Source organism: Streptomyces sp. NPDC001027, assembly GCF_040299045.1.
Classification (GTDB): domain Bacteria; phylum Actinomycetota; class Actinomycetes; order Streptomycetales; family Streptomycetaceae; genus Streptomyces.
This window is the reverse complement of sequence record NZ_JBEPBI010000285.1, coordinates 1-9,093: the sequence shown is the minus strand read 5'-3', so window position 1 is coordinate 9,093 and position 9,093 is coordinate 1. Positions and strand designations below refer to the sequence as shown.

At 71.5% G+C, this 9,093-nt stretch carries 4 protein-coding genes; 2 read left to right on the top strand and 2 right to left on the bottom strand.

Annotated features, from left to right (window positions below; translation table 11 throughout):
* A partial coding sequence (locus ABT300_RS38050; RefSeq protein WP_351686003.1) for a DUF5682 family protein occupies window positions 1-1,668 on the top strand: 1,668 nt, incomplete at its 5' end.
* Here ABT300_RS38050 and ABT300_RS38045 read toward each other — a convergent pair.
* Window positions 1,661-3,229 carry a hypothetical protein gene (locus ABT300_RS38045; protein ID WP_351686001.1) on the bottom strand — a complete coding sequence of 523 codons (1,569 nt, stop codon included), beginning with the start codon at window positions 3,227-3,229 and terminating at the stop codon, window positions 1,661-1,663. The two genes, ABT300_RS38050 and ABT300_RS38045, sit on opposite strands and share 8 nt — an antisense overlap.
* Before the next feature lie 115 nt (window positions 3,230-3,344).
* Entirely contained in the window at window positions 3,345-8,522 is a 5,178-nt protein-coding gene (locus tag ABT300_RS38040; RefSeq protein ID WP_351685999.1) for a family 43 glycosylhydrolase, read from the bottom strand.
* Between the two features lie 364 nt (window positions 8,523-8,886).
* Between ABT300_RS38040 and ABT300_RS38035 the strand changes: the two genes are divergently transcribed.
* The coding region (locus ABT300_RS38035; protein ID WP_351685997.1) for a biotin carboxylase N-terminal domain-containing protein at window positions 8,887-9,093 on the top strand (207 nt) is incomplete at its 3' end.

Below are 9,093 nucleotides of genomic sequence, written 5' to 3'. Positions count from 1 at the left end.
GCCGCCCCGGCGCCGGCGGCCCCGCCCGCCGACCGGCTCACCGGCTTCCTCCGACGCCCGCCCGTCCTCGACGCCCTCGACGAGGCCGAACTGCTCGGCTGGTCGGTGGAGATCGTGCGGGCCGCCCGCCGCAACGGCTACCTGGCCTCCACCGCCGACGCCATCGCCGTCTTCGAGACGTCCATCCTGCTCGCCGGGATGCGCGACCGCGCCAAGCCCACCCCGTACGACTTCCAGGACGCGGCGGTCACCTGCATAGAGAAGGACGCCGTGCCCGGCCGACGGGACGTGGGCCGGCTCGTCGAGATCATGATGGGCGGCGACCGCCTCGGCCAGGTCGGCTACGACGCGCTGCCGCCGCTCGCCCGTGACGTGCACGACCGGCTCGCCCCGCTGAACCTCAGGCTCCAGCAGCGCGGCGTGCAGCGCGCCCTGCTGGACATCGCCGCCCAGCCCGATCTGGCGCACTGCTCCGACCTGCTGTGGATGCTGCGCCGGTTGCTGCCGCAGGGCGCCGCCCGGCCGGTCATGGGCGAACGGCGGCTCGGCGAGCGCTCCCTTCAGGAGTCCTGGGACCTGGCGCTGGGCACCCACCAGCGCGCCCTCATCGAGCTCGGCTACGAGGGCGTCAGCATCGAGCAGGTCCTCGAACAGCGGCTGCGCCGCACCGCGTACGACCCGCAGGCCACCGCGGCCCAGGTCCTCGAGGCCGTCGAGGACGCCACGCTCCTCCTGGGCAGCCGCCGTCTGGCCGACGAGCTGGGCGCCCGCGCACTTCAGGTGCTGGCCCACGAACGCTCGGTGGACGGGGCGCCGGAGGTGCTGCGCCGGGTCCGCCGGCTGCTGGCGTACTACCGCACCGCCGAACCGGTCCTGCCGCCCTGGATCGAGTCGTTCGTCAAGACGGGTTACGCGCACTACTGCACCCTGCTGCCGACGGCGTTCACCGACGAGGACGCGACCGTCCGTCAGGTCGCCGCCATGCTGGGGTTCCTGTTCTCCATGGAGAGCCTCGCGCTGTCCCTCGGCTGCGACCGCGCCCAGCTGGAACTCTCCCTCGCCCAGTCCCACCCGACGGAGCCCGCGCGCACCGCACTGCTGTGGGCGGCGCAGACCCACCTGGGGACCCTGTCGAGGCCGCTCCTGCGGGCGCGCTGCGACGAGCTGCTCGGCAATCCGCTGGTGGTCCCCGCCTACCCCCGCTACCTCAGCGGGTTCGTGCACGCGCTGGAACCGGTGCCGGGCCTCGCCGACTTCGTCGTGGAGGCGGTGTCGAACGCGTTCGCCCGCCTCCCCGACCGGGTGCTGCTGCCGTGGCTGCCGACGCTGATCACCACCTTGCGCGCCGGCGGCGCCGAGCTGGCGCCGCTGCTGATCCGCGAGGCCGGACGCGTCTTCCCCGCCCGGCTGCCGGAGCTGGACGCCTGGGTGCCGCCGTGGCGGCTGCCGCAGCAGCCGGCGGGCGTGGGTCCGCGGGCCGGCACGGGAGCCGGAGGCGGCGGCGTGCCGCTCCTGGCCGCCCATCCGGCGACCTGCGACGCCCTGGCGGACCTGCTGGGCTGCGACGGGGAGTGGGCGACCGAAGGGGCCGCCCTGTCCGGAGCGGTCCTCCTCGATCGCCACCCCGCCACCGCGACCGCGCTGGAGGCGCTGCTGGCCGTCACCTGAGAGGCAGGGACCCCGTCACCAGGCGGCGGATCGCCGAGGCGGTCAACGCCGGGTTGGCGGCGGCATGGTGGACCAGCTCCTCGTCATCGAGGAGCTGCGTCAGCCGGGGCCCGGGGAGGTTCGGGTGGCGGGCGAAGGCGGCCCGCACGGCCGGGTCGGGGTCCCGGGTCAGCCGCTCCACGGTGTGCGCGGGGGTCTGCGGGTCGCGGGCGGCCAGGCGGCGCACGGCCGGGTCGGCGTCGTCGGCGTGCACGGCGAGGCCCTCGCTCGGGAAGCCGGGCCGCGTCAGAAGCTGCGCGCGTTCGCTGCCGGTGTACTCGAGGAAGCAGCGCAGCAGCAGGTCGGCCGGGGGATCGGCGTGGTTCTGGGCCAGCAGCACCCGGACGCCGAGGTCGTCGTCCGCGGCCAGCCGGGCCACCAGGTCCGCGGGCAGCGCCCGTTCCTTCGCGGCTTCCCGCCGCAGCAGCGGGTGAGCGGAGAGCGCGTCCCGGCGGACGGCATCGGCGTCCCGCGGCGTCGCGGAGCAGTGGTGGAAGCCGAAGTCGCCGTCCTCGCAGACCTCGTAGTCGATGGCGGACCGTTCCCACTCGCTCCAGGCGGGGTGGACGGAGACCGACAGGCGCACACGGGGATCGGGGTCCGCGGCGAGGGCGGCGCGCTCGTCGGCGTCGAGGTCCGGGTGCCGGGCGATCGTCCGGCGGACCTCGGGGTCCCGGTCCCCGACGAGGGCGCGGCGTTCGGCGGGCTCGAGGTCCCGTCGGCGCGCGATCTCCCGCCGGACCTTCGGATCCGCGTCGCAGGAGAGCAGGGCCACGGCGGCACGCGGGAGGCGGGGGTTCGCCGCGATCATGGAGCGGTCGTCGGGTCCGGCCGGTTCGGTGAGGACGCGGTCCACCACGGCTGCGCTGAGCGGGTGGTGGAGCAGGGCGTGGGTGCGGGCGTGGCAGGAGTGCGGGGGCAGGACGCTCTCCACCCACCGCGGGTCCTCCTCCCGCGCGTTGCGCTCGGCTCTCTCCCGCACCTCGTCGTCGGGGTCGGCCAGCAGGGCGGCCCGCGTGGCGGCGGGGAGGGAGCCCCATGAGCCGGTTCCCCAGACGCGGACCTTCGCCACCGGATGCGTGGGCATCGCCTCGAGCAGCGCGGCGGATATCTGCCGGTAGAAGGAGAAGCCGAGGAGTTCGTCCTCGTAGCCGGCGATCATGTGGACGACGGCGTCGTCGGGCAGCGGCGGGACGAGGGGACCGGTGTCCCGCGGCCCGTCGGCGAGGTGGGCGCGGACGATCCAGTCCGGGTCCTTCAGCAGCCGTGCCCGGGTACGGGGGGCGACATGGGGGTTGCGGGCGAAGAAGCTGCGCGTGGAGGCGTCGGGATGCTCGACGACGGCGTCCACGACGGCGTCGGGCAGGGACCGGTCCCGGCACAGCACCATCCGCACCGCGAGCGGCCCGTCCGCCAGCAGTCGCAACAGCACGTCGACCGGCGTGGACGGGTTGAGCGCCAGTCCGGCCAGCCGCCGGGTCGGCAGGTCGGCCTCGGACCAGATGGCGTCGGGCGTGGGCATGTGTGGGTCCCCCGGCATAGGCATGGGCCCCCTGCGGTGGCAGGGGGCCCATGACCCTAACCGTCCGGCACGAGCGCGTGCCAGGCTGTTCCTTTCGGCGGTGCGGCCGGTCCTTCTAGCGGTGCCGCAGCCCGACCGTGATGACGCCGGCGACCCTCGTCATGATGCCGGTGTCGTGGACGACCTTGCCGTCGGACGTCTTCCAGATCCTGATGTGGAAGGTGTCCGGGCCGTCCGTGGCGGTGACGCGGAAGCGGTAGCCGCTCTTGCCGTTGACCGTGCCGGAGCCCTCCAGGACGGCCCGGTTGCCGGTCACGACGAGCCAGTCGAGGTGAGCGGACCGGAACTTCGTGAGAGGCGACCGCAGGTCGAGGGTGACCACGCCGGCCGGGGCCGAGGCTCCCGGCAGGTAGCCGGCCGACAGGGAGAACTTCGGCTTGCCGCGGGACGCGGACAGGCCCGCGCCCACCACCGGGCCGGCGGCCCGGTTGTACACGACCAGTTCGGGCAGGGTCGTGGCGGCCTTGCCGCCGTCGTCGTCGGTGACGGTGACCACCGGGCGGCGCAGACCGGCCGAGGTGTAGGTGTGCTCGGCCCGGCAGCCGGCCGCCGTGACGGTTCCCTTCGCCGGCGTGCTGCCGTCCTTCCAGTCGATCACGCAGGTGTGCGTGTCACGGGCGCCCGCGTCGGCGAACCGGACGGTGACGACCGCCGGCTTGCCGACCGACACCGGGGACTTGGGACCGGTGGCGGAGGTGATCGAGGGAGCCGCGTTCGTCACGGTGACCACGGCCGTGTCGGTGCTGCGTCCGGCGGTCAGGGTGAGGGTGAACGTGCCGTCGTCGGTGCAGGTGACCGTGGTGCGGGTGGCCGCCGGGTCCTCGACCTTGCAGGGCGCGCCCGTCTGGACCGTCCACTTGGGGCTGCCCGCTCCGGAGAGCGTGCCGTTCAGGGCGATCCGGCCGCCCTCCACGCCCTTGGCGTCCGGACCGGCGTGCACGACGCCGACCGGGTCGATGCTCGTGAGCGTGGGCACGACCTTCTTGATCAGTCCGTCGGCGTCGAACTCCAGCTTGTCGACGGTGGTCTCGCGGTGCATGCCGTCGCCGCCGGGGATCGCGAACCGGTGGTAGGCGATGTACCAGTCGTCGGTGCCGGGCACGTTGACGACCGAGTGGTGGCCGGTGCCGAGGATGCCCTGTGCGGCGTCCTTCTCCAGGATCACGCCCTGCTTGGTCCAGGGGCCGGTGGGCGAGTCTCCGGTGGCGTAGGCGACCCGGTAGTTCTCGTCCCGGGTGTCGTTCTCCGACCACATGAAGTAGTAGACGCCCTTGCGCTTGATGACGAAGGCGCCCTCGTTGTAGCCGCTCGGGGTGATGTCCTTGACCTTCGCGGCGTCGATCGAGGTCATGTCGTCGTTCAGCGGGACGACGTAGCCGTGGCCGTTGCCGAAGTAGAGGTACGACTGGCCGTCGTCGTCGGTGAAGGCCGCCGGGTCGATCATCTGGCCGGGGAACTGACCCGCCTTCAGCAGGGGCTTGCCGAGGGCGTCCTTGAAGGGACCGGTGGGGGAGTCGGAGACGGCGACGCCGATGTTGGCGTCGGCGCAGAAGTAGAAGTAGTACTTACCGTTCTTCTCGGCGATGGTGGGGGCCCAGGCCCTGCTGTCCGCCCAGCTCACGTCGGGACCGAGGTCCAGGATGACGCCGTGGTCCGTCCAGTGCACCAGGTCGGTGGAGGAGTACGCCTTGAACTGCGTGCCGCTCCAGCCCTCGAAGCCGTCGGTGGTCGGGTAGAGGTAGAAGGTGTCGCCGAAGCGGACGATGTTCGGGTCGGCGTTCAGCCCCGGCAGGACCGGGCTCTTCATGATGAGCGCGGACACCGTCCAGGTGCGCTTCTTGCCGTCGGAGCCGGTCACCTCGTACGTCAGCGGCTTGCTGAAGTCGCGCAGGGCGCCGGAGGCCGGGCTGATGCCCGCGCCGTGGGCCAGGGTGAACTGCGGCGCCAGAGCGGTGACGTCGCTGCCCTCGGTGAGCGGCAGGACGATCGTGCTGTTCTTGTCGTTGATCAGCGCGTCCACCTTGAGGGCCGGGTGGGTCGCCGCGGCGATGCCGGTGGTGTTGCCGGCGAGCTCCAGGACCTCGGCGGGCGTCAGCGCCCGGTTGTAGATCCGGAAGTCGTCGACCTCGCCCGCGAAGTACGGGTCCGGGGAGTACAGGGACTTGCCGATGTAGCCCGAGGCGTCCTTCGCCGCGTCGTACAGCTCGGACGGCTTGACGGTGACGCCGTTCACGCGGGCGACTTCGGCGCCGTCCACGTAGAGGACCGCCGTCTGGGTCGCTCCGTCCAGGGTGACGGTGAGGTGCTTCCACTCACCCGGGGTGAGCTGCGCGCCGCCGATCATCTGCTTCTCGCCGGACCAGGTGGCCTTGGTGATCGCGGAGAACAGCTTGCCGCTGCCGTTGGAGGGGGTGGCGAAGAGGTACTTGTTGTTGTCGGGGCCGAGGCCGAACAGCCACTGGAAGTTGTCGCCGCCCTTCCACTTGACGTAGGTGGAGACGGTGACGCTGTCGACGCCCTTCAGCACGCCGCCCGGGATCTTCACGTACGGGGAGTCGGAGGTGCTGGAGCCGCCGGACATCTTGAAGGAGCCGCCGTCGACGCCGGTCCCGAAGGCGGGCGTACGGACGTAGGTGCCGTGGAAGCCGTGGCCGCTGGAGTCACGGACGATGTTGCCGCCGTTCTCGTCGAAGCCGTAGTGCAGGAGCAGGTCGGCCGGGACGTCGGGGCCCTCGGCGGAGACCGTGACGTCGGCGTGGACGTCGATCGCCACGTCGCCCGGCAGGTCGCCCTTCACCTTGAAGGAGCCGGCCTGCGCGTACTGGGACGCGTCGACGTCCTGCCAGGTGACGGTGACGGGCCGCTTCGCGCCGTCGGCGTACTCGGCGATCACGGTGGCCGGCAGCACGGGCGCCTCGCCGATCCGCGTCTTCACCGTGACGTCCTCGACGCCGGTGACGATCTGGTCCGGCTGGTAGGCGCGCAGCAGCCGGTCGTACTCGGCCTGGGTGACCGGCAGGACGGTTCCGTGACGCGGCTTCGACGGCAGGTCGTAGCCGGTGGACGGGGTCCAGTCGCCGGAGGCGAGGTCCTTCGTCTCGAACGGGATGTAGCCGCGGCCGCCGAACTCGTCGAGGAAGGCGTACCACTTCTCCTCGGTGTTGGACTTGAACACCAGCGGCCCCTCGGCCGCGTTCATCGCGCCCTTGCCGATGCCCTCGGCGACCGCGGTCCAGGAGAGGTTCAGCAGCGAGTCGCTCTTCTCCTCGAAGACGAACTTGCTGTTGGGCGTGGAGGAGGTGTTGTTGCGCTCGTCCTTCGACAGGCGGAAGTACGTGCCGTCGTGCTGGATCACCGTGGAGTCGATGACCGAGTAGCCGCGCTCGATCCAGACCTTGGGCTCGCTGAAGGTGTAGAAGTCGCGGGTGGTGGCGTACATCATCCGGTTGTAGGTGTCGCCGGAGTGCGCGGGGTTGTCGTACAGCTTGGACGCCCAGAACACCACGTACTGGCCGAGCTTCGCGTCGTAGAACGCCTCGGGAGCCCAGGTGTTGCCGGCGCTGTCCGGGGAGACCTTCACCAGGCGCTGGTCCGTCCAGTGGACCAGGTCGGTGGACTCCCACACCATGATGGACTTGCTGCCGCTGCGCTGCGAGCGGTCCCAGTCGCCGTTGCCGTAGATCCTGAGGTCGGTGGCGATCTGGTAGAACTTGTCGCCCTCGGGGGAGCGGATGATGAACGGGTCGCGCAGACCCTTCTCACCGAGCGTGGAGGTCAGGACGGGCTTGCCGTCGTTCAGCTCCCGCCACTTCAGCGGGTCGTTGCCCTTGCTGAGAGCCGCGTAGAGCTGCTCGCCGTCCGCGGTGCCCTCGCCGGTGAAGTAGCTGAACATGTAGCCCTTGAGGGCTTCCTTGACGGGGAGTTCGGGGACCTTCGCGGTGAACGTGCGCGTCGTCTTCGCGTCGCCCTTGGCGACGGTCGCCGTCAGGTCGGCCGTGGTGGCGCCGGCGCCGTGCGCGGGACGGTGCACCACGCCGTCGGACGAGACGACGTCCTCGCTCGCGGAGGACCAGGTCACGGAGGTGCCGTAGGCGCCCTTCGCGGGGAGGGTGAGGTTGCCGCGCACGTCGTCCAGGTTGTGGACGACGAGGGCCTTGGCGGCCTGCTCGGTCGCGGCCTTGTCGTCGAGGTCCGGCAGGACCGTGACGTCGAAGGTCCGAGTGGCGGAGACGGAGCCCTTCTTCAGGGTCGCGGTGAGCGTGGCGTGGCCGTCGGGTTCGCCCGCGGCCGGCCGGGTCACCTTGCCCGTGTCGGACACCACGCCGGTGTCGTCGCTGGCCCAGGTGATCGTGGAGCCGCCGGCCGGGCCGGTGTTCGGCAGGGTCAGGTCGGCGGTGACGGCGCTCGTGTCGCCGAGGGTCAGGGCGGCCTTGTCGTCCGCGACGCCCTGGGTGGCGACGGGCAGGGCGAGCGTCGAGACCTCGCCGGCGTCCAGCGCGCGGTTGTACACGCGGAAGTCGCGCATCTGGCCCTTGAACAGCCGGTCGCCCGAGTAGACCGACTTGCCGACGGCGTTCGCGGTGGTCGTGCCCGAGCCGATCGCGCCGGGGGTGATCGTCACCGACGTGTTGCGGGCGACCTCGACGCCGTCCTCGTACAGCACGCCCGTGGTGCCGGTCTGGGTGTAGGTGAGGTGCTTCCACACCGCGCGGGTCAGGTTGTGGGAGTCGGCCGGCTTGGTGTTCTGCTCGGTCGACCAGTTGCCGGTGGCGATCGAGGCGCGCAGGGAGTTGCCCGTGGCGAACAGGTAACCGTTGCCGTTGCCCCCGCTGGTGTTTCCGAAGCCGTAGAGGAAGTAGGGCGTGGCCTGGGTCGCGTCCATCTTCACGTCCATCGCGACGCTGATCGACGTCATGCCCTTCAGCACGTCGTTCGGCACCTTGACATAGGTGTCCGAGCCGTTGAAGGAGAGGCCCTGGCCGGCCGGGGACCAGTTGGCGGTCCCGTTGACCGTGCCGTTCAGTCCGTGGCCGGAGGCGTCGGCGACCGTCGCGCCGGACGCTCCGTCGAACTTGTACCAGAGGGCCAGACCCTCGGTGACGTCGGCGGTCTCCGTCGCCTGGACCGGAGTCGTGGCCACGGCCAGGCCGGCGATCAGGGACACGGCGGTCAGTGCGGCCAGTCGTCCTGCCCCCCGTCCTGCCCGACTCCGGAGTCGATGTCTGTGCGCCATGGAGGGGACCGCCGTTTCAAACGTGTGACGTGATGTTGCAGGAGTGTCAAACGGTGTGCATGGCCGCGTCAAGACTTTCCGAACGATGTCCGACAGGCCGAACGGGCAACGTGGCGCCCAGCAGCGCGCGCCCGGTGCCGAGTTGAGCTTTCGGCCGCCCGATGAGCGACCGTCACCGGTGTGAGGCGGGTGGACGGTGTGGGCCCGCCGCGACCGCCGGGCGGGGTGAGCCGGCCCGGCGGCCCGCCTGGACAAACACGGTCCAATCGAGCGACACCTGCGGTGAGTGGCCCGACTCACATGGCCAACAAGGTCACCCACCGCCACGATGGGTCCCGTCACCGTCAGGCTGAAGGGGTCCAGGATGTTCCGCAAGGTGCTGGTCGCCAACCGCGGCGAGATCGCGATCCGTGCATTCCGTGCCGGCTACGAGCTGGGCGCGCGCACGGTCGCCGTCTTCCCGCACGAGGACCGCAACTCGCTGCACCGGCTGAAAGCCGACGAGGCGTACGAGATCGGCGAACCGGGCCACCCGGTGCGCGCCTATCTCTCCGTGGAGGAGGTCGTCGGC

Coding starts and splice junctions, on each gene's coding strand:
- ABT300_RS38045 (WP_351686001.1), bottom strand. CDS start 3,229: ATGCCCACGCCCGACGCCATCTGGTCCGAGGCCGACCTGCCGACCCGG.
- ABT300_RS38040 (WP_351685999.1), bottom strand. CDS start 8,522: ATGGCGCACAGACATCGACTCCGGAGTCGGGCAGGACGGGGGGCAGGA.